This is a genomic window from Amycolatopsis australiensis (assembly GCF_900119165.1).
Lineage (GTDB): Bacteria > Actinomycetota > Actinomycetes > Mycobacteriales > Pseudonocardiaceae > Amycolatopsis > Amycolatopsis australiensis.
Genome location: NZ_FPJG01000006.1, coordinates 596657 through 621939, shown reverse-complemented (window position 1 = coordinate 621939; position 25283 = coordinate 596657). Strand labels below are relative to the sequence as shown.

Below are 25283 nucleotides of genomic sequence, written 5' to 3'. Positions count from 1 at the left end.
GTAGACGCCGTCCGCGCGCGGCCCGCGGGGCGTGCGGTAACGCATATCTCTCAGTAGCCGGAAAGTTCCCGACCGTAGAAGATTTCCGGCTCAGGCTGCCGACCTGCGGTGTCCGGTCGAGACTGGGCTGATGAGCTCGAACGGCCCGATGGGCACTGCACGGAGGAGGTCGTCGCCGGCATGAGTGAACCAGCTACGACGGGCAAGCCGTCAGTGGACGAGAGAACCGTCAAGCGAGCGGTGCTGGCGTCCGCGATGGGGAACGCCACCGAGTGGTACGACTACGGCGTCTTCACCTCGGGCGCGATCGCCACCAGCATCGGCACGGTGTTCTTCCCCGGCGAGGGCAACGCCGTGCTCAAGTCGCTGGCCCTGGTCGCGGTGGGCTTCATCGTCCGGCCGTTCGGCGGGGCGTTCTTCGGCCCGCTCGGCGACAAGATCGGCCGCCAGAAGGTCCTCGCGATCACGATCCTGCTGATGTCCGGCTGCACGTTCCTGGTCGGCGTCCTGCCGGCCTACGCCGGCAGCTACAGCATGGGCATCCTCGCGCCGATCGCGATCCTGCTCCTGCGCCTGATCCAGGGGTTCTCGACCGGCGGCGAGTACGGCGGGGCGGCGACGTTCATCGCCGAGTACTCCCCGACGAAACGCCGGGGCTTCTTCGGCAGCTTCCTCGAACTCGGCACGCTGGCCGGCTACGTGCTCGGCAACCTCGTGGTCCTCACCGTGACGCTGTCGCTCCCGGCCGACCAGGTCGAGGCGTGGGGCTGGCGGATCCCGTTCTTCGTCGCGCTGCCGCTCGGCCTGATCGGCCTCTACCTGCGGAACAAGCTGGAGGACACGCCGGAGTTCCGCCGCCTGGAGGCCAAGGGCGAGACGCCGAAGAAGGCGCCGCTGAAGGAGATCTTCGTCCGCAACTGGCGGATGATCCTCAACCTGATCGGCATCGTGCTGCTGCTGAATGTCGCGGACTACCTGCTGCTCACCACGATGCCGACGTACTTCACGGACACGCTGAAGATCAACGACAACACGTCGACGCTGATCATCATCGCCGTCGAGGTGCTGCAGATGGCGATCATCATCCCGCTCGGCGCGCTGTCCGACCGGATCGGCCGCAAGCCGCTGCTGCTCACCGCGGCCATCGGGTTCCTGGTGCTGAGCTGGCCCTGCCTCAAGCTGATGCAGTCCGGCAGCATCCTGTGGCTGTTCGTCGGGTTCCTGATCGTGGCGATCCTGCTGGTGTTCATGCTCGCCGTGATCGGCTCGACGTTCCCGGCGATGTTCCCGACCCGCGTGCGCTACGGCTCGTTCGCGATCGGCTACAACATCTCGACGTCGCTGTTCGGCGGGACGTGCGGGGTCATCGTCACGGCGCTGATCAAGAGCACCGGCAACGAGGACTGGCCGGCGTACTACCTGATGGCCGCGGCGCTGATCGCGATCATCCCGATCATCCGCATACCGGAGACGTCGCAAGTGCCGATCGAGAAGATCGACACCGCGGACACCGGCGGCAAGCTGACCTCCGCGGCCGCTCAGCGCTGAGCGACCGCCGGAAAGCCGTGTGCCCCGCCCGGTGGTCCGGGCGGGGCACACGTGCGCCGCGGGTCAGTTCGCGTCGCGACGAGGAGTGAAGCGCTTGCGAGACCAGGCGGCGAGCGCACTCGCGACCACGACAGCGACTCCGGTTTCGACGATGAGTGCGGCGAACACCATGTGCTTCCTCCTCGGGTTCTCGGGCCGGCGACGGCGGCCGGCTGAGCGGGGTTCCGGCGTCCGAGCGGAACGCCACAGGACATATCGCCACGACCCGGACAGGTATTTCGCCAACGACCCACATCGGAACGGTGATCTACGCCACGCGGTTGACCTGCGGAAACGTTACCGGCTGGTCATCGCCTGGGGCGTCTCGCGGCTGGTTTCGGTCGGCGTCACCGACGGCGAGAGCGACCGCGACGGCCGACGCGGCACCTGGGTCGCCGACGGGGGCTGAGCGACGGTCGTCCGCTGCGTGCGCGGGGGCTCGTCGGGCGCGGCGGCCGGCGGCGCGACCGACGTCGCCGCGACCTCCGTGCGCGTCGGCGCCGCGGGGGCGCTGGTGCCGACCGTGGACAGCCCGGGCCCGGCCGGGAGCACCGGGTTCGCCGGCCCGGCGCGGTGCCCGGCCAGGAAACCGGCCACCGCGAGGATCACCGCCGTCGCCGTCGAGGTGCCGGCGACCGCCAGCCGCTTGCGTCGTCGCCGGACCCGGCCGCCGCGCTCGATCACGTCGGCGGCGTCGAGGCGCATCGGCGGCTGCGGGCCACCGGCCGCGCCGGTCAGGAACGCGCGGACGTCGTCTTCGGGGTCCATGTTCGTCACCTCCCCTCCGTGGTCGCGCTGAAGGTCAGCGCGCCGTAGTGCGGGCCGAGCCGGTTGCGCAGCGTCGCCAGGCCCCGGGAAGCCTGGCTCTTCACCGTGCCGGTGCTGCAGCCGAGCGCCTGTGCCGTCTCTTCGACGCTCAGGTCCTCGAAGTACCGCAGCACCAGCACGGCGCGCTGCTTGGGGGCCAGTACGGCCAGCGCCTGCCGGACCAGCACGTCCTGGTCCCGGCCGGCGTCTTCCGCCGGCAGCTCCGGCGGCGCGTCGGTGAGCCGCTCCCGTTTCCACCTGCTGCGCCGGTGCTCGGCGAGGAACGTGCGGAGCACGACCTTGCGGGCGTAGGCGTCCAAGGCGTCGTGGCGCGACAGCCTCGGCCAGGCGAGGTACAGCTTGAGCAGCGCGGCCTGCGTGACGTCTTCGGCCTGGTGCCAGTCACCGCAGAGCAGGAAGGCCGTGGACCGCAGGCTGTGCGCGCGCTCGCCGAAGTACCGGGCGAACTCGCCGTCCCACGGCGAGCCCGGCCCGGTCGACGGACGGGAGCGGGAGATCACCGGGCTACCGGGTCACCCCGATGGCCGGCAGGTGCAGGTCACCGGTCGGCCCGGCGGGCACGGCGCGGGGCACGCGCGGAGCAGCCTGCGCCGGCCGTGTCGTCTCGCGCGGGGCGGGGGTGGCGCTGGGCGCCGGCCGCTGGGTGGTCCGGCCCGGAGCCGGGGCCACGGTGGGTTCGCTCGGACGGCTGGTCGTCGCGGACGGGGCGGGCGGCTGCGCCTCCGAAGCCAGCGCGATGCCACCGGTCAGGGCACCACCGGCGAGCACGAGCGCGCCGAGGGTCAGGGCGATGCGGATACGCAAGACAGCTCCTCTTCTCGCGGGCGCGACCGGGATCGTCGCGCCTCTGCCCCTAGTCATGCGGTGGGTGATCGCCGGGGTTGCACCGGATTTCGCGAATTCCGCGCCCGGAACCACGAACGGCCGGGAAGTCCGCGTGGACTTCCCGGCCGCCCGGTCTTCCTCGGTGGCTTCAGCCGGCGAGCGCGGACAGCTTCTGCCAGCTCGCCCAGTCGTAGGTCCAGTCGCTGTAGTCGCCGTCCTTGGCGCTCAGCGTCTGGGTGCTGCCGGTGATCTCGACCGGGTCGCCGGTCAGCACGCCGTCGTAGTACTCCTTCGCCCGCGCCGGTGAGAGGTTCAGGCAGCCGTGCGAGATGTTCTTCTTGCCCTGTGCCCAGACCGACGCCGCGAGGCCGTGGATGAACTCGCCGTTGTTGGAGATCCGGACCGCCCACGGCACCACCACGTTCTCGTAGTGGTACTTCGGGTTGCTCATCGCGTACGTCGCCTGCTTGCCCATCACGACGTGCACGCCGCTGTGGGTGACGCGGCCCGGGTCGGTGTCGAGGCCGTAGCTCACCGGGTAGTCGGCGATCTGCTGGCCGTCGCGGATCACCTGCATGGTGTGTTCCTGGGTGTTGCCCTTGACGATCTGCGAGCGGCCGATGGTGAAGCTGGCCGAGACGTCCTGCTTGCCGTAGCTGCCGTCACCGAGCTTGACGCCGTAGATCTTGGCGTTGACCTTCACCGTGGTGCCCGGCTTGTAGTACTCCTTGGGCCGCCAGTGCACCGAGGTGTCGCCGTTCGTCCAGCCCCACGAGCCCTCGGTCTTCGGCGTGGTCTCGACCGACAGCGCCTTCTCGACCGACGCCTTGTCCGTGACGCGGCTCGGGAACGTCAGCGCGATCGGCATCGCGATGCCGTACGTCTGCCCGTCGCCGACGTTCAGGCTGGCCGACATCTGGCGCTTCGGCTTCACCGTGGTGAACGCGCCGCTGATCGGCACGTTCTTGCCGTCGGAGCCGCTGATCTGGCCGGACCAGGTGTAGGTCTTGCCGTAGCCCAGCTGCTCGGTGGTGGTCCAGCTCTTCTTGTCCGCCGACGTCTGGCCCTGGACCTGCTTGCCGTCCGGATTGGTCAGCGTGACCGAGACGATCGTGCCGTCGGCGACCTGGACGCCGACCGGCTCACCGGGCGGCACGTCCTGCGCGCCGGCGGCCGGCGTCACCGTCAGCTTCGCGGGTTGCGCGGTCGGTGCCGGCGCCTGCGTCGGACCCCCGCCCGACGTCCCGCTCGCCGACACCGTCGGTTCACTGCTGCACGCCCCCAGCGTGAGCACGGCTGCCAAGCCCAGTGCCACGGCGGCGCCCCGGCGCCGCGTGGAAGTCCTCACCGTCAACCCATTCCCCTTTGCCCCTTTGGTGCTTCCCCCCATCGAGACGTCCCGCGAACCGGTGACGTTGAGCAAACATGACGTGACGAACGTCACAATAGTCCGCGGGAGCTTTCACTGAGGGGGCACGGGCGACTGCAAGCCGTATCCGGTGATCACGGTGTCGCCGTGCTGCGCAAGACTATCCGGTGAGTCCGGCAAAACCGGCCGGGAGCCCTACGACGTTCCGGTGACCTTGGCCAGGACAGGCGGTTTTCGCCTCGATCACGGGGTTCAACTTTGGCCAGATCCCGGTAGTCTGCTCTCAGGCCGTCGTTTTGCGTGTTCGTGGCTTCACACTCGCGGAACTTCTGACGCGAGCCATGGAGCCGAGGCGCTCGTGACTCGTCTCGTTGGAACCGCCCGGGACGGTCGGGGTGCCGCTTCGGTGGCATTCGAAGCGGATCTGTGTAACGAGGAGTACAGCGGTGGCGCAAGGCACTGTGAAGTGGTTCAACGCGGAGAAGGGCTTCGGCTTCATCGCGCAGGACGGCGGCGAAGGCGACGTGTTCGTTCACTACTCGGAGATCGAGGGCCGCGGCTTCCGCACCCTCGAGGAGAACCAGCGGGTGGAGTTCGAGGTCGGCCAGGGCCAGAAGGGCCCGCAGGCCCAGAAGGTCCGCGCGATCTGAGAGACAGGCCCTCTGCGCATCTCAAGGCCTGAGTGAAGGGCCCCCGGCGACAATGCCGGGGGCCCTTTCTCGTGGGGTTTTCGTCAGTGCCGGCCGAGGGCGGGCGCGTCGAAGGCGTCGGCGGGGAAGTGGAACTCGTCGGTGAGGTCGGAGAGCTCGGCGCCGGCCTGCTGCCGCTGGTCCTGCGCGGACGCGGCCTGGCCTTCCCAGTTGAGCCGCTCGAGCACCCACTCGAGGGCGAGGGCCTGGGGCGAGATGTTGCGCTCGTGCGCGATGTCCTTGAGCTGCTGGCTGGCGATGAGGCTCATTCGCAGCTGGTAGACCTGCGCCTCACCGAACCGCTTGCCGGACCCGGTGCTCTCGTTGTCGGCATCGGGAGCGAGGGCGGCGAGGTAGGAGGTGAGTTCGGTGTCCTCGACAACACCGTCGTCCGCGGGCTTGGCGGAACCACGGTGACGCCCGGAGGTAGCGGCTTTGAGGTTCGTACGGCTGCTCAAGCGGCCAAGGGAGGGAAGAGGCACGCAGGCCACGATAACGGTTAGGTCTCACAAGACAAACCACTGTGAGCCACGACACGCCACGAAGGCTCCCTGTTCGGAGCAGCCCACACCCACATGGCCCAAAGAGGAATAGACGCACTGCAACGCCCTGCTAACGCAACGAGTCGATCACGGGAGGTAGGACCCTGGAACGCCTGGCCGTGGAAGGGCGCGGCAACGGCGGCGCCAAAGGCGGTCCTTGCCCGCCTGCCAGAGGGAAGACGCGCAGTGGCTCGAAGTGGGCGAGGGTGGCCGGGATGCCCGTGCCGAGCTGCGGAGAGGTTCGCCGGGGCACTGCGCGGCTGGCGGGTCGTTGTAGCGGGGGCGCTCCGCTCCCGGCGGCGGCGTTGGAGCCGGGGCTCCGCTCCCGAGGGAGAAGGCATGGCGAGGCGCTTACAGCCGAACTGGCAGGCGCGGCGGGGCGCTTGGTACCCGGAACTTGGGGAGAGGTGGCGGGGCGCTTGGTACCCGGAACTTGGGGAGAGGTGGCGGGGCGCTTCGCACCCGGAGCCGGGGAAGAGGTGGCGGGGCGCCTGGTACCAGAGCCCGAGGAAAGGTGGCGGGCTTGGCACCCGGAACCGGGGAGACGTGGCGAGGCGCTTGGCAGCGGAGCCCGGGAGAGGTGGCGGGGCGCCCGGCCGGGGAGTCCGGGAGGAGCGGCAGGGCGCAGGAACCCCGGAGAGGGCGGTCGACGCGGTTCGAGTCACTGGGCCGCGTGGCGCTGAGACGGCGGCCGGGCGCTAGGGCGCTCTGCGCCCGACCGGGGCACACGTCGCCAGGGCGCGCAGCGCCCGAAGCGAAAACCAGCCACCCCGAAAAGCCGAGCCAGCCGCACCGTGGGGGTCCGGGGGGCTCGGCCCCCCGGGCAGTACGCCGGAATGAATGGGCCCGCGAAGGGCGAAGCCCGAAGCGGACCCAGAGAAATGGAGGACCCCCGCGCCAGGGGGAGGAACGCGGGGGTCGGAGGGGATCTCCACAGGCGCTGACCGGGGGTGTGTCAGCACTTCGATTGTTGCACGAGTTGGGTTCTCGGGCGAGTGGAGAGCGGGATTTTTCCGCGTGCGGTGTCACTTCCGGTCTCCTTCGGGTGGTGCTGTTCTTCGGTTGTGCCGATTGCGCTGCGTTGAGCGGAGCGTGGCCTCAGGTTCACTCTCCGGGGGGCTGTGTGTGGCGGCCGGCGCTGGTTAGCCTCGCGGCCAAGCTGTTGTGAGCCGTATGGAGGGGCTATGAGCGGGTCTGTTGAAGTGCGGCAGTTCCTCCTTCGGTACGAAGGTGCCGATGGGGGGAGTGCTCCGTTTGCCGGGGGGTTGCCGGCGCAGCGGAGTGGGGCCGCGGATGCGCAGCGGGTGTCGGATGATCAGGTCCGGCGGGCTCGGCTGGCGGTGGCGCATGGTGCGCTGGGGGTCGAGGACTGCGTTCAGTTGCTGGAGATGCTGGGCCTGAATCTGGATGAGGACGGGCAGGCGCCGGTTCAGCGTTGAGTGGTGCCGGCTGGTGGGTCCGGTGGGTGCCGCCGGGCCTGTCCGGTGATGTTTGTGCTGGTTGTTGCCGTTTTCGGTGAGTGATTCCCAACGTCTTGGCCGCTGCTTGACGCGGGTTTCGTAACAGTGTTACGGTTGCCGTGTCGAAAGGGGACGGACATGACGACGATCGAGGGTGCGGCGGGGCTGGCCAACCGGATCCGGCCGGTGGTGCAGGTGCTGGGGGGCAAGTTCATGACGTCGCCGGAGCTGGCGGCGGTCGAGGCGGAGGCCGGCCTGCCGCCGCGTTCGCTGTACCTGCGGGGCCGGTCGGCCGTGCTCGGCGATGTCCCGCCGAAGGTCGCCGCGGAGCTGTTCGGGATCTTCCCGCACTGGCTGTTCGAGTTCGTCCTGCCGCAGGCGGCAGCGGCCTTGGACGCTCCCGCGGCCGTCCGCGCCTACGCCGAGTCATCGGCACGGTGGTCGCGCGTCAACCTTTCGGCCGTACCGGAGCCCGGCCGCCTGGCGGACCTGCTGTTCCGCGTCGTCGACGCGGCGGACGCCAGCGGGCTGGCCCTGTTCGCCGGCTGGAAGAACGCCGTCCGCCCCGCGGACGACGTCGAGCGGCTCGGGTTCGCGCTGATGGTCTTCCGCGAGCTGCGTGGCGGTCTGCACTTCGCGGCGCTGCGGACGGTGGGGCTGTCGGTGCCGGAAGCGGTGATCGCGGACCCGGAGGGCGGCCGCGCCCGCCTGCTGCGCACGGCGTGGCCCCCGGAGGCGGCCGACGAGCTGGTCGCGACGGCCGAGCGCAAGCCGGACCTGCGCGAGCGCTGGCACCGCGCGGAGTCCCTGACGGACGACCGCATCGGCGAGCTGCTGGCAGACGTGCTGACGGCCGCGGAGCAGGCCGAGCTGGAACGCCGGCTGGCGGACCTGTTTGCGCAGGTCCAGGCGGTGCCGGAGCGTTAAGCAACCCCCGCTGCAAAGCGGTGGCGGCGTGCCCTATGCTTGTAATCGCTCCCGGGGGGACCTGAGAGCGCGGTCGGTCGGTCACCCGAAACCGGCCGGGCTCCCATCGTCCAGCGGCCTAGGACTCCGCCCTTTCAAGGCGGCAACGCGGGTTCGAATCCCGTTGGGAGTACGCAGTACCGTAGTAGATGCAAGGCCCTGTGGCGCAGTTGGTTAGCGCGTCGCCCTGTCACGGCGAAGGTCGCGGGTTCGAGTCCCGTCAGGGTCGCAAGATCGTTCGGCTCCTCGCCGGCGTTCCCGGCCAGGTAGCTCAGTTGGTACGAGCGTCCGCCTGAAAAGCGGAAGGTCGCCGGTTCGACCCCGGCCCTGGCCACCGCAACGAAAACCGCCTCGAATCCTCGGGGCGGTTTTTTCGTCCCGGCGGTCTTGGACGGTAACCTCAGTTGTGACACCCGACATCTGGGATGCCGAAGCCGCCACCTTCGACGACCAGCCCGACCACGGGCTCAACGACGCCGCCGTCCGCGCGGCCTGGGCCGAGCTGCTCTTGCCGCTGATGCCGTCCGCCGCCACCGTTGTCGATCTCGGGTGTGGGACCGGCAGTCTTGCCCTTCTGCTCGCCGAGGCCGGACATGACGTCTGCGGCATTGACTTCTCCGGCGCGATGCTCGACGTCGCGCGGCGGAAAGCCCGCGCCGCCGGGGTGCGGCTCGAACTCCGGCGGGGCGACGCCGCCGATCCGCCCTGTGCCGACCATTCCTGCGACGTCGTCCTCGTCCGGCACGTCCTGTGGGCCATGCCGGACCCCGCGAGCGCCGTCGAAACCTGGGTGCGGCTGCTCGCGCCCGGTGGCCGGCTCCTTCTCGTCGAAGGCCGCTGGTTCACCGGTGCCGGGCTCGCCGCGAGCGACTGCCGGGACCTCGTCCGGCGGCACCGGCGGGAAGCCGACCTCCGGATGCTGACCGATCCCGCGCTCTGGGGCGCCGAAATCGACGACGAGCGGTACCTCCTCTTCAGCCGCTACTAGGCCGAACGAGTGAACCGCGCCGACCGGTGTCCGGAGTTGTGGACAGGCTCCGACCAGCGGGTGAACGGCAGCCCGCCCCGGGCCGCCACCCACACCGGGAGCCCGCAATGCGCTACCTGCTGACGTTGCACATGAACCCCACTCTCTGGGCCACCCTCACCGACGACCAGAAAACCGGTGTCTACGAAGGACACGGCGCCTTCATCAAGCTCGTCACCGACTCCGGCGAGATGGTCGAAACCAAGGCGCTCGCCGAACCCGCCGACACCAGGACCGTCCGGGTCCGCAACGGCGAACCGACCGTCCAAACCGGTCCCTTCGCCGAATCCGACACCTTCCTCTGCGGCTACTACGTCGTCGACGTCGAGACCGAAGAGCGCGCCGTCGAACTCGCCGCGCGGATTCCCGACGCGCAGTACACCGCCGTCGAAGTCCGGAAGGTCGTCCACGAAGGTTGACCTCGATCAAGGTCGAGGGTGCATCCTGAACCCATGACCACACCTGGGGAATGGGGCATCGAAGCCGTCGACCTCGATGCGTACTTCGCGCGCATCGGCCACCGGGCGGAACCGCCGTCGGCGCCGGCGCTGCGGGATCTCATGCGCGCGCACGTCCAGTCCATCCCGTTCGAGAACGTCGACGTCGTTCTCGGGCAGCACCAAGGGATTTCGCTCGACGTCGTCACCGCGAAACTCGTCGGGCGGCGGCGGGGCGGCTACTGCTACGAACAGAGTGGCCTCTTCGCCGCCGTCCTCGAACGGCTCGGCTACACCGTCCACCGGCTCGCCGCGCGCGTCCAGCCCCGGCGGCCCGGGCCCGCCACCCACATGACCGTGGTCGTCGACGTCGACGGCCGGAGCTTCCTCGCCGACGTCGGCTTCGGTGCCGGGATCTTCGCCCCGATCCCGCTCGTCGACGGCCAGGAAACCGACCAAGCCGGCTGGCCGCACCGCATCCGGCACCACGACGGCCGGTGGACGCTGCAGAAGGGCGACGAGGACCTCCTCGAGTTCCGCCTCGACGAGATGCACCCCATCGACTACGAGGTCTACCACCACTACACCTCGACGCACCCGAAGTCGCCGTTCACCGGGCGGCTGGTGATCATGACGCTCGAACCGGGCGTCAGCCGGAAGCTGCTCGGCCGCGAGCTGACCGTCGAAAAACCCGGCGGCAGCGGCGAAACCACCACGATCGGCCCCGGCGAACTGGACGCCACCCTCAAAGACCTCGGGATCGAGCTGACGCCGGACGAACTGAGCAGGCTGAAGACCGTCTACTGACCGAACAGCTCGGCCGCCGGCACCGGGCGGCCGAGGTGGTAGCCCTGCGCCTGGTCACAGCCGAGCGAGCGGAGCAGCTCCACCTGCTCCGCCGACTCGACACCTTCGGCGATCACCGTCAGGCCGACCGCGTGCGCCATCGCGATGATGCTCGTGACGATCGCCGCCGCGTCACGGGACTCGGCGATGCCGGTGATGAACGAGCGGTCGATCTTGAGCGTGTCCAGGGTCAGCCGGCGCAGCTGCGCGAGCGACGAATAACCGGTGCCGAAGTCGTCGATCGCCAGCAGCACCCCCAGCGCGCGCAGGGACGCCAGCACTTCCGCCGCCGCCTCCTGGTCGCGCATCAACGCGCTTTCGGTGACTTCCAGGCACAGCGCGCTCGGCGCCAAACCGGTGTTCGCCAGCGCGTCCTGCACCGCGGGCACCAGGTGCGGGTCGTCGAGCTGACGTGTCGACAAGTTGACTTTCAGCGTCAGGTCGAGGCCCTGACGGCGGCGCTCGGCGAGCTCACGGGTCGTCGCGCGCAGCATCTCCTTGCCGATCACGTTGATCAGGTCGCTCTCCTCGGCCAGCGGGATGAACTCCGCGGGCGAGATCGCGCCGTGCCGCGGGTGCGTCCAGCGCAGCAGCGCCTCGACCGCGACCATCTCGCCGGTCCGCAGGTCGACCACCGGCTGGTAGGCCGGCCAGAGCTGGCCGTCGTGCACCGCGTCGCGCAGGTCCTGCTCCATCCGCAGCCGCCGCTGCATCCGCTCGCGCAGGCTGACGTCGAAGAAGTGGTGCCGGCCGCGCCCGAGCGCCTTGGCCTGGTACATCGCGACGTCGGCGTCGCGCAGGAGGTCCTCGGCGCTGCGGCGGTCCGCGCCGTCCACGAGCACGACGCCGATGCTGGCGTCGAGGTGCAGCTGCCTGCCGAGCACGCCGATCGGCTCGGCCAGCGCGGCCCGCAGGTGCTCGGCCAGCGCGCGGACCTCGCCGGGCTCGATGACCTCGCCGGTGACGACGACGAACTCGTCGCCGCCCAGCCTGCCGACCAGGTCGTCGCGGCCCGAGCAGCGGCGCAGGCGCTCGCCGACGATCCGCAGCACCTGGTCGCCGACCGAGTGCCCCAGCGAGTCGTTGATGACCTTGAACTTGTCCAGGTCGAGGAACAGGACCGTGACCGCGCCCCGTTCGCGGGCGTTGAGCCTGCCGAGCACGAGCGTCCGGTTCGCCAGCCGCGTCAACGGGTCGTGGGTGGCGTCGTGCGCGAGCTGCGCGCTGATCGTGCGGGTCTCGGTGATGTCGGTGAACGACGTGACCACCGCCATCGCCGACGGGTCGTCCGGGTTGAGCAGCCGCGAGGTCAGCGACACCCACACGTCGCGGCCGTCGGGCCGGCGCAGGCGCACGACCAGGCCGTTGTGCGTGACCCCCGTCCGCCGCGTCTGCACCGACGGCAGCTCGTCCGGCGGGATCCAGTGCCCGGATTCGGTGAACAGCACCAGCGTGTGGCAGGGGACGCCGATCAGGTCGGCTTCGGCGACACCGAGGATCCGGCACGCCGCCGGGTTCGCCGCTTCGATGAGCCCGGTCGGGCCCATCACCAGCACGCCTTCGTCGAGTGAAGCCACGACCGTGCGGTAGTTCTGCTCGGCCCGCCGCCGCGCGGTCTCGTCCGCGCAGACCAGTACATAACCGTCGGTCATCTCCGCCGCCGAAACGCGGACGGCCAGCGGAGCGCCGTCCCGTCGCCGGTGCACCGCCTCCGCGACGCCGCCGCCGCGCCGGATGGCGGGCAGGTCCAGCGGCGCGCCGACCAGCTCGCTCGCCCGCCGCCCGACGGCTTCGGCCGCGGTCCACCCGTACACCGCTTCGGCGGCCGGGTTCCAGCTGGTCACGACGCCTTCGCCGGTGGTCGCGATGAGGGCGTCGCTGACGTGCGACACCAGCGCGGCCTGGTAGCGGAGGGCGTCGGCGGCGGCCTTCTTCGCCGTGATGTCGCGCATGACGACCTGGTAGGCCTGTGGCCTGCCGAGCCGGACCGACACCGTCTCGACCGCGAACTTGCTGCCGTCCAGCCGGGACATCAGCGCTTCGACCGGCTCGCTCGCCTGGCCCGGTTCGGTCAGCCGCGTGAGCCTGCCCACCACGGCGGCCCGCGAGTCCTCGGCGACGAAGTCGGTGAACCGGCGGCCGACGACCTCGTCCGCGGAACGCGCGGCGAACGTCTCGAGCGCGGCGCGGTTGGCGTAGGTCAGGACGCCGTCCTCGTGGACGCAGATCGCGTCCGGGCTCAGCTCGACCAGTTCGGCGAGGGCGTCTGCCTCCATGAGCCCCCCTGGTCGTCGGCTGCTGCCCGTCGATTACACCACCGACTCCGGTCCGTGCCTACCCGCCGGAATCAGGGCCCGGCCTGCGGATGCGCCGCCCAGCCGCGGGCCCCAGAACAGCAGTCCGAAGTGCGCGGCGACGGCGTGGCCGAGCAGCGTGACGACCGAGTCGAGGGACGCCGGGTCGTCGCTGAGCCAGATCGCCGCGATGAACGCCTCGGTGGCGGCCAGCGCCAGCAGCCGCGCCCGGCCGGGCAGGAGGAACACGAGCGCGCCGGCGGTCGTGAAGAAGCCGTAGCTGACGCCGATGTCGAGCCAGTGCCCGGCCGAGTTCGGCAGGACGTGGGCGCTGATCAGCGCCATCACCGGCAGTTCGGTGACGAGGGTGGCCAGCACGTGGCCGGAGAAGAACACCATCGCCGTGCGGCGGACGCCGAACCGACGTTCCAGCGGCGCGACGGCGATCGCGAAGATCACGACGTAGGCCAGCCAGCCTTCGTCGGACAGCCAGAGCGCGCTGGTCAGCAGCGAGGTCAGCGGCCGCCGCCACAGGTTGTGGGCGTCGGTGCTGGACAGCTGGAGCAGCCGCGCGGTCAGCGCGGGGTCGGCGAACTTGAGCAGCAGCGTCGTGCCGAGCAGGACGACCAGGTAGCCGAAGGTGAACGGAGTCGTCCTCGGATTCGGGACGAACCGGACCAGCGACCGCCGGACGCGGCGCGGCAAGACGGCGACCTCGTCGATCGGCTGTCCCGCTTTCAGCAGCATGGGCTCAGCTTCGGCGGTCATGCTGGGAGTCTGCCGAAGCGCAGCTGTGAATCCGCTGTGACTGTCACTCACGGTCAGCTAACTCGGTCTGTGACGAATTTTTGCCAACACCTCACCCGTTCGGGTGCTTTATGCGGTATTAATACGGCCACGATGTCGGCCGAATGGCCCTCTCGGGAAGGTCTGCCGGGGTGAACGACGAGGTATCGGTCGCCGAGCTGCTCGTGCGCGAGGGCTGGGGCGACCGCGCGGGGCCGGGCCAGTCGCGCTGGCGGGTGCTCGCGGTCATGCTCGCCGTCGTCGTCGGCTGCGGGGTCGCCGCGGTCCTGGTCGGCCTGAGCGGGCACGGGCGCCAGAACGCGTCCCCGGTCGACCAGATCCAGGTCATCCCCTTCCCGCAGCGCACCACCGGACTGGGTGGCGCCGACCAGGCCACGGACTCGCCGCCGGACGGCGGCACCGGCGGCGGCGACGTCGTCCCGGGGGCCGGCGAGCACCGCGCCACGGTCACCGAGGTGCCGGGCCGCGATCCGGCCACCGAGAGCAGCACCGCCGAGTCCTCGGCGACGCCGACCACCACCACGCCGACCAGCGGCGGCCCGGAGTCCTCGGTCACGCCGACCGGAACGACGCCGACGCCGACGGGTGGTCACCAGCCGCCACCGACGAAGACGCCGGCGCCGCGACCGACGTGCGTCCTGATCATCTGCTGGTGATCACGACGTGGGCGTAGGCCTCGTACCTGTAGGCGGCGACCTGCTGCTGGACTAGAGCGATGACGATGGCTTCAACTGCCGAAGGCCTGCGCCATCGCGCGGTGGACGTCGGTGTTGTCGACGGTCCCGTCGAGCGCGGCTGAGCCGGGCCCGGTCGCCGTCACCGGCGTGCTCGCGCCGCTGTGGTCGCCCGTCGTCCAGTCCACCTTGAACGCCAGGTTCGTGCCGGGCACCGGGAACGGCCCGTCCTCGTCGCCCTCGTTCGGCCCGTCGGCGTTCTCGATGCTCAGGCCGCCGGTCTCGTGGTCGCCGCCGACGATCACCAGTGTGTCCGGGTGGCTCCGGACGAACCGGAGCACCTCGGCGACCGTGGCGTCGAGCGCGCGGCCCGCGTCGATCACCGCGTGCGCGTTGTTCTCGTGCGACATGCCGTCGATGCCTTCCTCTTCGAGGAAGAGGAAGAACCCGTGCGGGTTGGCCGACAGCGTGTCCAGTGCCTTCTTCGCCATCTGGACCAGCGGAACGCTCGGCGCGTACTTCCCGACGCCGTCCGGGCCGTAGTCGACCATGTCCTCGTTGGCGAACAGCCCGAGGATCCGTGACGCCCGTGTCCGCTGGAGCTCCTGGGCGTTGCGGACGTAGGTGTAGCCGGTGCGCTGGGCCTGCGCGACGAGGTTGCCGTGCGTGCTCCGGCTTTCCTCGCCGGGCTTGTCCGGCCACGCGCCCGGCTCGCCCTTCGGGAACCACCAGTCCTCCCCGCCGCCGAGCAGGACGTCGGGCCGGCTGTCGACGAGGTACTGGCGGGCGATGTCGCTCTGGGCGTCGCGGCTGGGGACGTGCGCGGCGAACGCCGCCGGCGACGCGCCGGTGACCTGCGCGGTCGTGACCAGGCCGGTCGCCTTGCCCGCGCGTTTCGCGTCTTCGAGCACCGTCCGCAGCGGACGGCCCGCCGGGTCGACCCCGACCGCGCCGTTGCGGGTCTTGTGCCCGGTCGCCAGCGCCGTGGCCGCGGCGGCGGAGTCGGTGACGACCTCCTCGGGGTCGTCCGGGTCGGTGTGCACGAGCCCGGTGACCGGCAGCCGGTTCATCGCGAGGTCGCCGTGCCTGCCGACGGTCGCGAGCCGGATCAGCTCCCGCTGCCCGGGGCCGAGGCCGTCGCCCTGGATGTAGATGACGTTCCGCGCGTGCGCCGCCGCCGGTTCCGCCGCCGACGCCGCCACGCCCGAGCCGAACAGGACCAGTGCCGCCACGAGAACCCCTGACCGCATCGCGCCTCCCGTGCTAGTTAGGAAACTTTCCTAACATATGTGGCCGGGAAAGGCGAGGCCGCCGATCCAGGATGGGAGGAGGACCCGCCCGGAGGCCGCAGCGCCCGCGTCCGAGAGGCGGTGCACGACGCCGTCGTCGAGCTGCACGCCGCCGGGGAGATCGACGCCGCCATTCCCCGGATCGCCGAACGCGCGGGTGTGAACCCGACGAGCGTCTACCGGCGCTGGGGCAGCCGCGACCACCTGCTGCTCACGGCGCTTTCAGCAGGTCCGGCTCGCGACGCCGGCCGAAGTGGTTGAACAGCAGGTTCAGCGCGAACGCCAGCACCGCCGCCACCGTGATCGAGCTGCCGCAGATCGTCTGCAGCCACGCCGGGAAGTGCTTGAAGAAGTCCGGCGCGAACGCCGGCAGCAGGCCGACGCCCAGCGCCACCGCGACGATGAACGTGTTGTGGTTGCCCGAGAACTCCACCGTGCGCAGGTTCTGCGCGCCCACCGCGGCGACCATCGCGAACATCACGACCGCGACCCCGCCGACCACCGGCTCCGGGATGGCCGCGATGAACGCGCCGACCTTCGGCACCAGACCCATCAGCACCAGGATCCCGCCGGTCACCGCGACCACCCAGCGGCTGCGCACCCCGGTCATCCGCACCAGGCCGACGTTCTGCGCGAACGCCGTGTCGGGGAAGGAGTTCATGACGCCGCCGAGCACGGCCGAGACGCCGTCGGTGGCCAGGCCGCGCGCCAGGTCGGCGTCGGTCGGCGGCCGCCCGGTGATCTCGCCGACGGCGATCATGTCCGCCGTCGACTCGGTGAACGTCACCAGCATGACCACGCACATCGACAGGATCGCCGCGACCGGGAACGCCGGCGCGCCGAAGTGGAACGGGGACGCCAGCCCGAACCAGCCGGCCGCGCGCAGGCCGTCCCAGTGCACCAGCCCCATCGGGATCGCGATCACCAGCCCGATCGCCAGCGCGAGCAGCGGGCCGATCTGGTTGGCGAACCCGCGCAGCACCCGCGTGAACAGCACCAGCAGCGCGAGCACGCCGAACGCCAGCCCGATGTGCGACGGCGCCGCGTAGTCCGGAGACGCCGGGTCGTGGCCGGCGATCATCTGCGCGCCCGGGCCGAGCAGCGAGACGCCGATGACGAGCAGCAGGGTGCCGGTCACCAGCGGCGGGAAGAACCGGATCAGCTTCGCGAACGGCTTCGCGATGAGCAGCCCGAACACGCCGGAGGCCAGCATCGCGCCGTAGACCGCGGGCAGCCCGTACTGGGACGCGATCAGGATCATCGGGTTGACGACGGTGAACGTCGCCCCGGCCACCACCGGCAGCCGGATGCCGAGCAGCTTCCCGATGCCGACCGCCTGTATCAGCGTCGCGATGCCCGCGACCAGCAGGTCGGCGTTGACCAGCAAGCCGATCGTCGCCGGGTCGAGCTTGAGCGCGCTGCCGACGATCAGCGGCACGGCGACCGAGCCGGCGTACATGATCGACATGTGCTGCAGGCCCAGCAGGGCCAGCCGTCCGGCGGGCAGGACCTCGTCGACCGGGTGTTTCGTCATGCACAACCCCTTTCCGCGTCCGACAGCCAACGCGGTGCGCGTGACCGCCGCAAGTCCCCGGCGTCATGATCTTGTTTCGGGGGGCGGCGGAACAGCCCCGGATGTGTGACCATCGGTGCATGACTTCGGGTGGCATTCCCCAGGTGGGCCCGCCGTTCCGCGCCGATCACGTCGGGAGCCTCCTGCGGCCCCCGGTGCTGCGCGACGCGCGACGGCGGCACGAAAGCGGCGAGATCGGCGCGGAGCAGCTGCGCGCGGTCGAGGACGACGCGATTCGCGACGTCATCAAGATGCAGCGGGCGGCCGGGCTCCGCTCGGCCACCGACGGCGAGTTCCGGCGCTCGTCGTGGCACATGGACTTCATCTACGCGCTCGGCGGCGTCTCGAAGAGTGACGAGCGGCTGCACGTCAAGTTCCACAACCTCGCCGGGGACCTCGAGTTCAGCCCGCCGGGGCTGCAGGTCGACGGCAAGGTGCGGCTCGACGAGCCGATCTTCGCCGACCACTTCAAATTCCTGCGGTCGCATGTGGACCCGGGCGTGACACCGAAGCTGACCATCCCGTCGCCGAGCATGGTCTACTACCGCGGCGGCCGGGCGGCGGTCAGCGAGATCGTCTACCCCGACCTCGAAGAGTTCTACGCCGACCTGAGCGCGGCGTACCGGGCCGAGATCGCCGCCGTGCACGGCCTCGGCTGCCGGTACCTGCAGCTCGACGACACCAGCCTCGCCTACCTCAACGACCCGGCGCAGCGGGAGCTCGTCGCGCGGATGGGCGGCGACCCGGACCGCCAGCACCTGCGCAACATCGCGACGCTGAACGCCGCGCTCGAAGGCCGTCCCGACGACCTCACGGTGACGACCCACCTGTGCCGCGGCAACTTCCGTTCGTCGTGGGTGGCTTCCGGCAGCTACGAGTTCGTCGCGGAGGCGCTCTTCGGCGAGCTGGGTGTGGACGGGTTCTTCCTGGAGTTCGACGACGAACGCTCCGGCGGCTTCGAGCCGCTGCGGTTCGTGCCGAAGGACAAGAAGGTCGTGCTCGGCCTGGTCACGACCAAGCGGCCGGAACTGGAGGACCCGGACGTGCTGGTGCGGCGGATCGAAGAGGCGTCGCGCTACGTCGACGTCGACCAGCTCTGCCTGTCGCCGCAGTGCGGGTTCTCCTCGACCGAGGAGGGCAACGACCTGACCGCGGACGACCAGCTGCGGAAGCTGGAGCTGATCGTGGCGACCGCCGACCGCGTCTGGGGCGGCCACTGATGATCACCTGCGTCGTCGACTACGTCATCGACCCCGCGAAGCTCGCCGACTTCGAGCGGTTCGCCGCCGCGTGGATGCGGCTGGTGCAGCGCGAGGGCGGCATCCACCACGGCTACTTCCTGCCGGCGGAGGGCGCGAGCGACGAAGCCCGTGCGCTGTTCAGCTTCGAGAGCCTCGCCGCGTACGAGCGCTACCGGACGCTGTTCGGCGTCGACCGGGACTTCATCGAGGCCGACAAGATCCGCGAAGAGAGCGGCTGCGTGATCCGGTACCGCCGGACGTTCATGCGGCCACTGCTGCCGGGCGACGACGAAGACCTGTGAGACACAGCGCGAAGCGGCCGCCGTCGGTCGTGGACCGCGTCCTCGACCTGCTGGGCGCGTTCACGGCCGAGCGGCCGCGGCTGACGCTGTCGGAGCTCAGTCGGCGCGCCGGGCTGCCGCTGTCGACCACCCACCGGCTGGCCGGCGAGCTGACCCGGCGTGGCGCGCTGGTCCGCGACGAAGCGGGCGTCTACCGCGTCGGGCTGTGGCTGTGGGAAGTCGCTTCGCTCGCTCCACACGGCGCGGAGCTGCGAGAGAGCGCGATGCCGTTCCTTGAGGACCTCTACGAGGCCACACACCAGAACGTGCAGCTCGCGGTCCTCGACGGGCCGGAAGTCGTCTACGTCGAGCGCATCGCCGGCCGCGGCGCGGTCAACGTCCTGACCCGCGTCGGCGGCCGGCTGCCCGCGCACGCCACCGGCGTCGGCCAGGTGCTGCTCGCGCACGCCCCGCCCCACGTCCAGGAGGAAGTGCTCACCGGGCCGCTGAAGTCGTTCACGCCCAAGACGATCAGCTCGCCGTCACGGCTGCGGCGGGTGCTGGCCGACGTCCGGCGGGACGGCTACGCGATCAGCGACGGCCAGGTCGAGCTGATCGCGCTGTCGGTCGCGGCGCCGGTGTACGACTCGGCCGACGAGGTCGTGGCGGCGATCTCGGTGGTCGTCCCGGCCGAGGGCACGGACCCGCGGACGCTGGTCCCGGCCGTGCGGGCGGCCGCACGGGGCATCTCCCGGGTGCTGGGGGCACCGCGGGCGCTGCGGACCGCCGGTGGTTCCTCGACGAGCTGAGCCCGTTGTGATCGGATGGCAGGCATGGGTGGACAGAACACGGTGCTCGTCGTCGGATCGGGGCAGAGCGGGTTCCAGGCTGTGGCTTCGCTGCGCGACCGCGGCTTCGACGGCCGGGTCGTGCTGGTCGGGGACGAGCCGGGCGTGCCGTACCAGCGGCCGCCGCTGTCGAAGGCCTACCTGGCCGGGACCGCCGGGCTCGAGCAGCTGCACCTGCGTGGGATGGACTTCTTCGCCGAGAAGGACATCGAACTGGTCGCCGGCCGGGTCGTGGCGATCGACCGCGGGGCTTCCCGCGTCCGGCTCGAAGACGGCGCCGAACTGGCCTACGACTTCCTCGTGCTGGCCACCGGCGCGCGCAACCGGACGCTGCCGGTGCCCGGCGCGGACCTGCCGGGCGTGCTGGCCCTGCGCACCCGCGACGACGCCGACCGGCTGCGTGAATCACTGGCGCACGCCGGGAACGTCGTCGTGATCGGCGGCGGGTTCATCGGGCTGGAGTTCGCTTCGCACGCCGGCCGGCCGGTGACCATCGTCGAGGCTCAGGACCGGCTGCTCAGCCGCGTCGCGACGCCTGAGATCTCCGCGTATTTCGCGGCGCTGCACCGCGAAGCCGGGCACACGGTGCTGCTCGGCCAAGGCGTTTCGGCACTGCACGGCGACTCGCGGGTGCGGGAGGTCGAGCTGTCCGACGGCACCCGGCTGCCCGCCGACCTGGTCGTGGTCGCCGTCGGCGTGGTGCCCGAGACGGCGCTCGCGTCCGCGGCGGGGCTCGCCGTGGACAACGGCGTGGTCGTCGACGAGCACCTGCGGACGTCGGACGAGAAGATCTTCGCGATCGGCGACTGCGCGAACTTCCCCTGCGTGCAGGCGGGCACCGCGACCCGGCTCGAGTCCGTGCAGAACGCCGTCGACCAGGCCCGGTGCGTGGCCGCGGCGATCACCGGCGCTCCGGAGCCGTACGCGAGCCTGCCGTGGTTCTGGACCGACCAGTCGGGGGCGAAGCTGCAGATCGCCGGGATCCTCGCGGGCGCCGACCGGACGGTGGTCGCCGGCGACCCGGCCGCGGGCAAGTTCTCCGTGCTGTCCTTCCGCGACGACGTGCTGATCGCGGTGGAGTCGGTGAACCGCCCAGCTGACCACATCGCCGCGCGGCGGCTGTTCACCGCCGACCCGCGCCCGGCCTACGCCGACCTCGAAGCGAGCGGCTTCGACCTCAAGGCGCACCTGAAGTCGCGAGCCGCCTGACGTCAACCCGTGGTTGACGACCACTGTGCGTCAACCTACAGTTGACGCATGACCCTTCCGGCCAACATCAAGCTCGACGACCTCATCAACGCCATCAAGAGCAACAACGAACAGGACGCACTGGCCCAGCTGACCGACGCCGTCTACGTCGGCCAGCACCTCGGGGAGATCGCCGACCACCTGATCGGCCACTTCGTCGACCAGGCCCGGCGCTCCGGGGCCTCGTGGACCGAGATCGGCAAGAGCATGGGCGTGACCAAGCAGGCCGCCCAAAAGCGGTTCGTGCCGAAGGTCGATCCCGGCGGCGACCCGACCGGCAGCATCGAACGCGTCTACGGCCGCTACACCGACCGGGCCCGGCACGTCATCGTGGAGGCGCAGAAGGCCGCCGTCGCGCACGGCAACGCCGAAATCGACACCGTGCACCTGGTGCTCGGGCTGCTCAGCGAGCCGGCGGCGCTCGCCGCGGGCGCGATCATCGCGCAGGGCGTCACGCTCGACGCCGTGCGGGAAGCCGCCGAAGCGCGGCTGCCCGAGCGGGTCGAGGAACCGTCCGTCGTGCCGCCGTTCAGCGCCGCCGGGAAGAAGACTCTCGAGCTGACGCTGCGCGAGGGCCTGCGGCTCGGGCACAACTACATCGGCACCGAGCACATCCTCCTGGCGCTGCTGGAACAGCGCGAAGGCGCCGGCTTCGAGGTGCTCGACGGCCTGGGCGTCAAGAAGGACAAGGCCGAGGCCAAGATCCAGGAGGTGCTGGCGGAGATCCTCGCCGCACGGGGGCAGTGAGACTCCTCCTGGCCGCCGCGCTGCTCGCGGTGCTCCTGGTGACGCTGCTCTGACCTCGGGTGGGACCAGGGGGTTCACCCGAAAGCGTGACTGCCGCCTCCACGGACCAAGCGCCCGTGGAGGCGGCAGTCACGGGCTCGGTCAGGCTTCGGACTCGGGACGGCCCTCGGCCGCCCAGGCCGTGTGGAACGAGCCTTCGCGGTCCACCCGGCGGTAGGTGTGGGCGCCGAAGAAGTCGCGCTGGCCCTGGACCAGCGCCGCCGGGAGGCGGTCGGCGCGGAGGCCGTCGTAGTACGCCAGCGCCGTCGAGAAGCCCGGTGTCGGGATGCCGAGCTTGACCGCCGTCGAGATCACCGAGCGCCACGAGTCCTGCGCGTCCTCGACCGCCTTGCGGAAGCCGCCGGACGTCAGCAGCGTCGGCAGCTCCGGCTCGTCGGCGTAGGCCGAGGTGATGTCGTTGAGGAACTTCGCGCGGATGATGCAGCCGCCGCGCCAGATCGAGGCGACCTTGCCCAGATCGATGTCCCAGCCGTACTCCGTCGCGCCCGCCTGGATCTGGTTGAAGCCCTGCGCGTACGCGACGACCTTCGACGCATACAGCGCCTGCTCGACGTCGTCGGCGAAGCGCTCCAGCGCCGACCCGGAAAGCGGCGCCGCGGAAGGACCGCCGAGCCCGCGGGCCGCTGCGCGCAGCGACTTGGACCCGGACAGCGAACGGGCGAAGACGGCTTCGGCGATGCCCGAGATCGGCACGCCGAGGTCGAGGCCGATCTGCACGGTCCAGCGGCCGGTGCCCTTCTGCTCGGCGGCGTCCTCGACGACGTCCACGAACGGCTTGCCGGACGCGGCGTCGACGTGCGCGAGCACCTCGGCGGTGATCTCGATCAGGTACGAGTCGAGCCGCCCGGTGTTCCACGTGCGGAAGACGTCGGCGATCTCGGCGGGGGAGTAGCCGCCCGCGTGCCGCAGCAGGTCGAACGACTCCGCGATCAGCTGCATGTCGGCGTACTCGATGCCGTTGTGCACCATCTTGACGAAGTGGCCGGCACCGTCCGCGCCGACGTGCGTGCAGCACGGCTCGCCGTCGACCTTCGCCGAGATGTCCTCGAACAGCGGGCCGAGTGACTCGTACGACTCCTTCGAGCCGCCGGGCATGATGCTCGGCCCGTGCAGCGCGCCCTCCTCGCCGCCCGAGACGCCGGTGCCGACGAAGTGCAGGCCCCGCTCGCGCAGCGCCTTCTCGCGGCGGCGCGTGTCGGCGAAGTGCGCGTTGCCGGCGTCGACGATCACATCGCCCTCTTCCAGCAGCGGCGCGAACTCCTCGATGACGGCGTCCGTCGGGGCGCCCGCCTTGACCATGATCACGACCTGCCGGGGCCGCTCCAGCGCGTCGACGAACTCCCGCGCGGAGTACGCCGGGATGAAGTCGCCCTCGTCGCCGAACTGCTCCACCAGCGCGCGGGTCCGCTCCTCGGACCGGTTGTGCAGGGCCACCGTGTGCCCGTGCCGGGCCAGGTTGCGGGCCAGGTTGCGGCCCATGACCGCCAGGCCGGTGACCCCGATGCTCGCCTTCTTGCTCATCCGCATCCTTCCGAAGACTCTCTCGATTCAGACAGTAGTCGCACGGTGAGCGGGTGCCGCAAGTTCAGGAGAAGCAGCGGATCGGGCCCTTGTTGTACGCGAGCATGTCCGTGATCGCCGCCACGAGGTCGATGTCGGCGCCCCACCCGGCGCCGTCCAGCTCGGCATACGCGCGGTGCAGGTTGCCCGGCAGCCGTTCCTGCTCGGTCAGCGAAGCGAACTCGCCCAGGTCCGTCTCCTTCGCCAGCTCCAGCGGCGACAGCCCGGCGGCCTTCCCGCGCTTCGCCGTCTCCTGGACGAACTTCAGGTACCGGTCGACCGTGTCCACCACCGAAAGGTCGCAGGGACCGCCGTGCCCGGGCAGGATCACGTCCGGCTCCAGCTCCCGGATCACGTCGAGCCCGGCGCGCCAGCCCGCCACCGAGCCCATCAGCGCGAACGGGCTGCCGCCGTGGAACACCAGGTCGCCGGCGTAGAGCACCCGCTGCGCGGGGAGCCAGACGAGCACGTCGTTGGTGGTGTGCGCCGCGTGGCCCGGGTGGATCAGCTGGATTTCGACGTCCCCGGCGTAGAGGGTGAGCCGGTCGTCGAACACGACCTCCGGCGGCCGCGGCCGCAGCTCGCCCCAGTCGTTGCCGACGAAGATGCCGTCGAACTTCTGGATCCCCTCGGTGACCAGCAGCTCGCGCGTCTTGCGGTGCCCGATGACCGTCGCGCCCTCGACCAGGTAGTTGCCGTTCGTGTGGTCGCCGTGGTGGTGGGTGTTCACCAGCGTCGTCACCGGGCTCCCGGTGGCGCCTTCGACCGCGGCGAGCAGCGCGCGCGTGCGGCGCTCGGTCGAACAGGTGTCGATCAGGACCGTGTGGTCGCCGGCGTCGACGAACCCGCAGTTGTTGATGTACCAGGACCCGTCCGGCTGGACGTAGCCGTGGACCCGGTCGGCCAGCCGGGTGACGGCGGCGGCGGAGGGCGAGCGATCGGTCACGGCGCTCACTATGCCGCACTCCCGTGCCCGCCGGATGGCCGAAAGGTCACGAATCCGCTGGTCCAGGCGAGTGAAGACACGGGTGACTGGCATTCCGCGACATTTCCTGGAACGCTGCGCGATGTCATCATCGAACTTCGCAAGGTGAAGCACTAACCTGGGTGGGTTCGATAGTTCGCGTGCGACGGCGGCCGGCGGCCGTCGTCGCTTGGTAGTGGTCCGGGAGAGCAGGGCGATGGCCAGCACCGTCACCTCGCGCCGGAAGCAGCTCGGCAACGAGCTCCGGCATGCCCGCACCGCGGCGCGGATGACACAGCAGCAGGTCGCCGAGGTCCTCGGCTGCACCCAGGGCAAGGTCAACAAGATCGAGTCCGGTGCCGTCGGGGTCAAGCTCGGGGATGTGCGATCGATGCTGAACGCGTTCGGGATCAACGGCGAAGAGGCCGACACGCTGATGAACCTGGCGCGCGCCGCCGCCGGGCAGCGCGGGCACTGGTCCGGCTACCGATCCGTGGTGCCGCACTGGTTCCGCACCTTCACCGACCTGGAGCCCGCGGCCGCGGAGATCCTCACCTGGCACGGTGAGCGCATCCCCGGCCCGCTGCAGTCCGAGCACTACATGCTCAAGCAGTTCACCGAGGCCGGCGCGACGGACGTGACGTCGCTGGTGCGCAACCGGCTCGACCGCAAGGCCGTGTTCGAGCAGCAGCAACCGCCGTACTACCGGTTCATCATCAGCGAAGGCGCGCTGCGCCGGGCCCCCGGCGGCTTCGCGCCCGCGGTGATGCTCGACCAGGTCGAGCACCTGCTCTCGCTCGAGAAGCACCCGCGGGTCTACGTGCACGTCCTGCCGTTCGGCGCGCGGCTGGCCGCGGTGCCCAACGACTTCACGATCATGCGGTTCCCGGACCGCACCCGGGACTTCGTCTACATCGAGCACTCGGCGGGCGGGCTGTACCTCGACGACGTCAAGGACTTCAACATCTTCGTCGACTCGTGGGACAGGCTGCGCGGCGCGGCGCTGGAGCGCCAGGAGACCCGGCAGTTCCTCAAGGAGCTGGCGGAGAGTTACCGCGCCCAGATGCAGCAGATCCAATAGGGCGAACGGCCGTCCGAGCTGTCGAAGCCGGTGAACGACT

26 protein-coding genes and 3 tRNA genes are annotated in these 25283 nt (G+C 70.6%); 18 read left to right on the top strand and 11 right to left on the bottom strand.

Annotated features, from left to right (window positions below; translation table 11 throughout):
- The first annotated feature begins 180 nt into the window (after nt 1–180).
- Nucleotides 181–1548 carry an MFS transporter gene (locus tag BT341_RS04165; RefSeq protein WP_425426290.1) on the top strand — a complete coding sequence of 456 codons (1368 nt, stop codon included), beginning with the start codon at nt 181–183 and terminating at the stop codon, nt 1546–1548.
- Between the two features lie 336 nt (nt 1549–1884).
- Here BT341_RS04165 and BT341_RS04160 read toward each other — a convergent pair whose 3' ends face one another.
- From BT341_RS04160 to BT341_RS04145, 4 genes are all read right to left on the bottom strand, one after another.
- Nucleotides 1885–2355 (bottom strand): hypothetical protein, encoded by a 471-nt coding sequence (locus BT341_RS04160; protein WP_072481772.1) that lies wholly within the window; start codon nt 2353–2355, stop codon nt 1885–1887.
- Between the two features lie 5 nt (nt 2356–2360).
- Nucleotides 2361–2915, bottom strand: coding sequence for a SigE family RNA polymerase sigma factor (locus BT341_RS04155; RefSeq protein ID WP_072474992.1), 555 nt, complete (start codon nt 2913–2915; stop codon nt 2361–2363).
- A gap of 4 nt (nt 2916–2919) precedes the next feature.
- Nucleotides 2920–3219: a hypothetical protein gene (locus tag BT341_RS04150; RefSeq protein WP_177328736.1), complete on the bottom strand. Its 300-nt coding sequence runs from the start codon at nt 3217–3219 to the stop codon at nt 2920–2922.
- A gap of 169 nt (nt 3220–3388) precedes the next feature.
- Nucleotides 3389–4630 carry a L,D-transpeptidase gene (locus tag BT341_RS04145; protein WP_072481771.1) on the bottom strand — a complete coding sequence of 414 codons (1242 nt, stop codon included), beginning with the start codon at nt 4628–4630 and terminating at the stop codon, nt 3389–3391.
- 425 nt (nt 4631–5055) lie between these two features.
- Here BT341_RS04145 and BT341_RS04140 point away from each other — a divergent pair, with 425 nt between their 5' ends.
- A complete protein-coding gene (locus tag BT341_RS04140; protein ID WP_003097368.1) occupies nt 5056–5259 on the top strand; it encodes a cold-shock protein in 204 nt (67 codons plus the stop codon).
- Between the two features lie 83 nt (nt 5260–5342).
- On the opposite strand, the gene BT341_RS04135 is transcribed toward BT341_RS04140, so the two are convergent.
- On the bottom strand, nt 5343–5780 hold the full coding sequence (locus BT341_RS04135; protein ID WP_072474990.1) for a hypothetical protein: 438 nt from the start codon (nt 5778–5780) through the stop codon (nt 5343–5345).
- Between the two features lie 1244 nt (nt 5781–7024).
- Here BT341_RS04135 and BT341_RS04130 point away from each other — a divergent pair.
- The 8 genes from BT341_RS04130 to BT341_RS04095 all read left to right on the top strand — a co-directional run bounded on the left by BT341_RS04130 (nt 7025) and on the right by BT341_RS04095 (nt 10537).
- Nucleotides 7025–7279 carry a hypothetical protein gene (locus BT341_RS04130; protein WP_072474989.1) on the top strand — a complete coding sequence of 85 codons (255 nt, stop codon included), beginning with the start codon at nt 7025–7027 and terminating at the stop codon, nt 7277–7279.
- Nucleotides 7280–7438: 159 nt separating this feature from the next.
- Nucleotides 7439–8227: an SCO6745 family protein gene (locus BT341_RS04125; protein ID WP_072474988.1), complete on the top strand. Its 789-nt coding sequence runs from the start codon at nt 7439–7441 to the stop codon at nt 8225–8227.
- A gap of 99 nt (nt 8228–8326) precedes the next feature.
- Nucleotides 8327–8399, top strand: a tRNA-Glu gene (locus tag BT341_RS04120).
- A 22-nt stretch (nt 8400–8421) separates the two neighbouring features.
- Nucleotides 8422–8495: transfer RNA gene (locus BT341_RS04115), tRNA-Asp, on the top strand.
- Nucleotides 8496–8526: 31 nt separating this feature from the next.
- A tRNA-Phe gene (locus BT341_RS04110) sits at nt 8527–8600 on the top strand.
- 72 nt (nt 8601–8672) lie between these two features.
- A complete protein-coding gene (locus BT341_RS04105; protein WP_072474987.1) occupies nt 8673–9254 on the top strand; it encodes a class I SAM-dependent methyltransferase in 582 nt (193 codons plus the stop codon).
- A gap of 107 nt (nt 9255–9361) precedes the next feature.
- Nucleotides 9362–9712, top strand: coding sequence for a YciI family protein (locus BT341_RS04100; RefSeq protein ID WP_072474986.1), 351 nt, complete (start codon nt 9362–9364; stop codon nt 9710–9712).
- Between the two features lie 33 nt (nt 9713–9745).
- Nucleotides 9746–10537 carry an arylamine N-acetyltransferase family protein gene (locus BT341_RS04095; RefSeq protein WP_072474985.1) on the top strand — a complete coding sequence of 264 codons (792 nt, stop codon included), beginning with the start codon at nt 9746–9748 and terminating at the stop codon, nt 10535–10537.
- Here the strand turns inward: BT341_RS04095 and BT341_RS04090 are convergent.
- The gene (locus BT341_RS04090; protein WP_072474984.1) at nt 10531–12852 is read right to left on the bottom strand and encodes a sensor domain-containing protein; all 2322 of its coding nucleotides are present in this window, start codon (nt 12850–12852) and stop codon (nt 10531–10533) included. The two genes, BT341_RS04095 and BT341_RS04090, sit on opposite strands and share 7 nt — an antisense overlap.
- A gap of 33 nt (nt 12853–12885) precedes the next feature.
- Nucleotides 12886–13638: a rhomboid-like protein gene (locus BT341_RS04085; protein ID WP_245804881.1), complete on the bottom strand. Its 753-nt coding sequence runs from the start codon at nt 13636–13638 to the stop codon at nt 12886–12888.
- A 170-nt stretch (nt 13639–13808) separates the two neighbouring features.
- On the opposite strand from BT341_RS04085, the gene BT341_RS04080 reads away from it, so the two are divergent.
- The gene (locus tag BT341_RS04080) at nt 13809–14333 is read left to right on the top strand and encodes a hypothetical protein (protein ID WP_072474983.1); all 525 of its coding nucleotides are present in this window, start codon (nt 13809–13811) and stop codon (nt 14331–14333) included.
- A gap of 71 nt (nt 14334–14404) precedes the next feature.
- On the opposite strand, the gene BT341_RS04075 is transcribed toward BT341_RS04080, so the two are convergent.
- Nucleotides 14405–15601 (bottom strand): alkaline phosphatase, encoded by a 1197-nt coding sequence (locus BT341_RS04075; protein WP_072474982.1) that lies wholly within the window; start codon nt 15599–15601, stop codon nt 14405–14407.
- A 39-nt stretch (nt 15602–15640) separates the two neighbouring features.
- On the opposite strand from BT341_RS04075, the gene BT341_RS46270 reads away from it, so the two are divergent.
- A complete protein-coding gene (locus BT341_RS46270; protein ID WP_425426289.1) occupies nt 15641–15901 on the top strand; it encodes a TetR/AcrR family transcriptional regulator in 261 nt (86 codons plus the stop codon).
- Here the strand turns inward: BT341_RS46270 and BT341_RS04065 are convergent.
- Entirely contained in the window at nt 15852–17174 is a 1323-nt protein-coding gene (locus BT341_RS04065) for a nucleobase:cation symporter-2 family protein (protein WP_072474981.1), read from the bottom strand. The genes BT341_RS46270 and BT341_RS04065 overlap by 50 nt on opposite strands.
- 119 nt (nt 17175–17293) lie before the next feature.
- On the opposite strand from BT341_RS04065, the gene BT341_RS04060 reads away from it, so the two are divergent.
- The 5 genes from BT341_RS04060 to BT341_RS04040 are packed head-to-tail and all read left to right on the top strand — an operon-like array spanning nt 17294 to nt 21578.
- The gene (locus BT341_RS04060) at nt 17294–18433 is read left to right on the top strand and encodes a 5-methyltetrahydropteroyltriglutamate--homocysteine S-methyltransferase (protein ID WP_072474980.1); all 1140 of its coding nucleotides are present in this window, start codon (nt 17294–17296) and stop codon (nt 18431–18433) included.
- Complete coding sequence (locus BT341_RS04055; protein ID WP_072474979.1) at nt 18433–18756, top strand: NIPSNAP family protein; 324 nt, start codon at nt 18433–18435, stop codon at nt 18754–18756. The genes BT341_RS04060 and BT341_RS04055 overlap by 1 nt, the downstream gene beginning before the upstream one ends.
- A complete protein-coding gene (locus BT341_RS04050; RefSeq protein WP_072474978.1) occupies nt 18753–19544 on the top strand; it encodes an IclR family transcriptional regulator in 792 nt (263 codons plus the stop codon). Before BT341_RS04055 ends, BT341_RS04050 begins: the two co-directional genes overlap by 4 nt.
- A gap of 24 nt (nt 19545–19568) precedes the next feature.
- Complete coding sequence (locus BT341_RS04045; protein WP_072474977.1) at nt 19569–20792, top strand: NAD(P)/FAD-dependent oxidoreductase; 1224 nt, start codon at nt 19569–19571, stop codon at nt 20790–20792.
- Between the two features lie 48 nt (nt 20793–20840).
- Complete coding sequence (locus tag BT341_RS04040; protein ID WP_072474976.1) at nt 20841–21578, top strand: Clp protease N-terminal domain-containing protein; 738 nt, start codon at nt 20841–20843, stop codon at nt 21576–21578.
- A 141-nt stretch (nt 21579–21719) separates the two neighbouring features.
- Here BT341_RS04040 and gndA read toward each other — a convergent pair whose 3' ends face one another.
- Together gndA and BT341_RS04030 are read right to left on the bottom strand one after the other, a co-directional pair.
- A complete protein-coding gene (gene gndA, locus BT341_RS04035) occupies nt 21720–23159 on the bottom strand; it encodes an NADP-dependent phosphogluconate dehydrogenase (protein ID WP_072474975.1) in 1440 nt (479 codons plus the stop codon).
- 64 nt (nt 23160–23223) lie between these two features.
- Entirely contained in the window at nt 23224–24144 is a 921-nt protein-coding gene (locus tag BT341_RS04030; RefSeq protein WP_072481770.1) for an MBL fold metallo-hydrolase, read from the bottom strand.
- A 235-nt stretch (nt 24145–24379) separates the two neighbouring features.
- Between BT341_RS04030 and BT341_RS04025 the strand changes: the two genes are divergently transcribed.
- Nucleotides 24380–25243: a helix-turn-helix domain-containing protein gene (locus BT341_RS04025; protein WP_072474974.1), complete on the top strand. Its 864-nt coding sequence runs from the start codon at nt 24380–24382 to the stop codon at nt 25241–25243.
- Nucleotides 25244–25283 lie beyond the last annotated feature (40 nt).

Coding starts and splice junctions, on each gene's coding strand:
- gndA (WP_072474975.1), bottom strand. CDS start 23,159: ATGAGCAAGAAGGCGAGCATCGGGGTCACCGGCCTGGCGGTCATGGGC.
- BT341_RS04165 (WP_425426290.1), top strand. CDS start 181: ATGAGTGAACCAGCTACGACGGGCAAGCCGTCAGTGGACGAGAGAACC.
- BT341_RS04065 (WP_072474981.1), bottom strand. CDS start 17,174: ATGACGAAACACCCGGTCGACGAGGTCCTGCCCGCCGGACGGCTGGCC.
- BT341_RS04160 (WP_072481772.1), bottom strand. CDS start 2,355: ATGGACCCCGAAGACGACGTCCGCGCGTTCCTGACCGGCGCGGCCGGT.
- BT341_RS04145 (WP_072481771.1), bottom strand. CDS start 4,630: ATGGGGGGAAGCACCAAAGGGGCAAAGGGGAATGGGTTGACGGTGAGG.
- BT341_RS04045 (WP_072474977.1), top strand. CDS start 19,569: ATGGGTGGACAGAACACGGTGCTCGTCGTCGGATCGGGGCAGAGCGGG.
- BT341_RS04100 (WP_072474986.1), top strand. CDS start 9,362: ATGCGCTACCTGCTGACGTTGCACATGAACCCCACTCTCTGGGCCACC.
- BT341_RS04125 (WP_072474988.1), top strand. CDS start 7,439: ATGACGACGATCGAGGGTGCGGCGGGGCTGGCCAACCGGATCCGGCCG.
- BT341_RS04130 (WP_072474989.1), top strand. CDS start 7,025: ATGAGCGGGTCTGTTGAAGTGCGGCAGTTCCTCCTTCGGTACGAAGGT.
- BT341_RS04025 (WP_072474974.1), top strand. CDS start 24,380: ATGGCCAGCACCGTCACCTCGCGCCGGAAGCAGCTCGGCAACGAGCTC.
- BT341_RS04095 (WP_072474985.1), top strand. CDS start 9,746: ATGACCACACCTGGGGAATGGGGCATCGAAGCCGTCGACCTCGATGCG.
- BT341_RS04085 (WP_245804881.1), bottom strand. CDS start 13,638: ATGACCGCCGAAGCTGAGCCCATGCTGCTGAAAGCGGGACAGCCGATC.
- BT341_RS04075 (WP_072474982.1), bottom strand. CDS start 15,601: ATGCGGTCAGGGGTTCTCGTGGCGGCACTGGTCCTGTTCGGCTCGGGC.
- BT341_RS04090 (WP_072474984.1), bottom strand. CDS start 12,852: ATGGAGGCAGACGCCCTCGCCGAACTGGTCGAGCTGAGCCCGGACGCG.
- BT341_RS04055 (WP_072474979.1), top strand. CDS start 18,433: ATGATCACCTGCGTCGTCGACTACGTCATCGACCCCGCGAAGCTCGCC.
- BT341_RS04060 (WP_072474980.1), top strand. CDS start 17,294: ATGACTTCGGGTGGCATTCCCCAGGTGGGCCCGCCGTTCCGCGCCGAT.
- BT341_RS04040 (WP_072474976.1), top strand. CDS start 20,841: ATGACCCTTCCGGCCAACATCAAGCTCGACGACCTCATCAACGCCATC.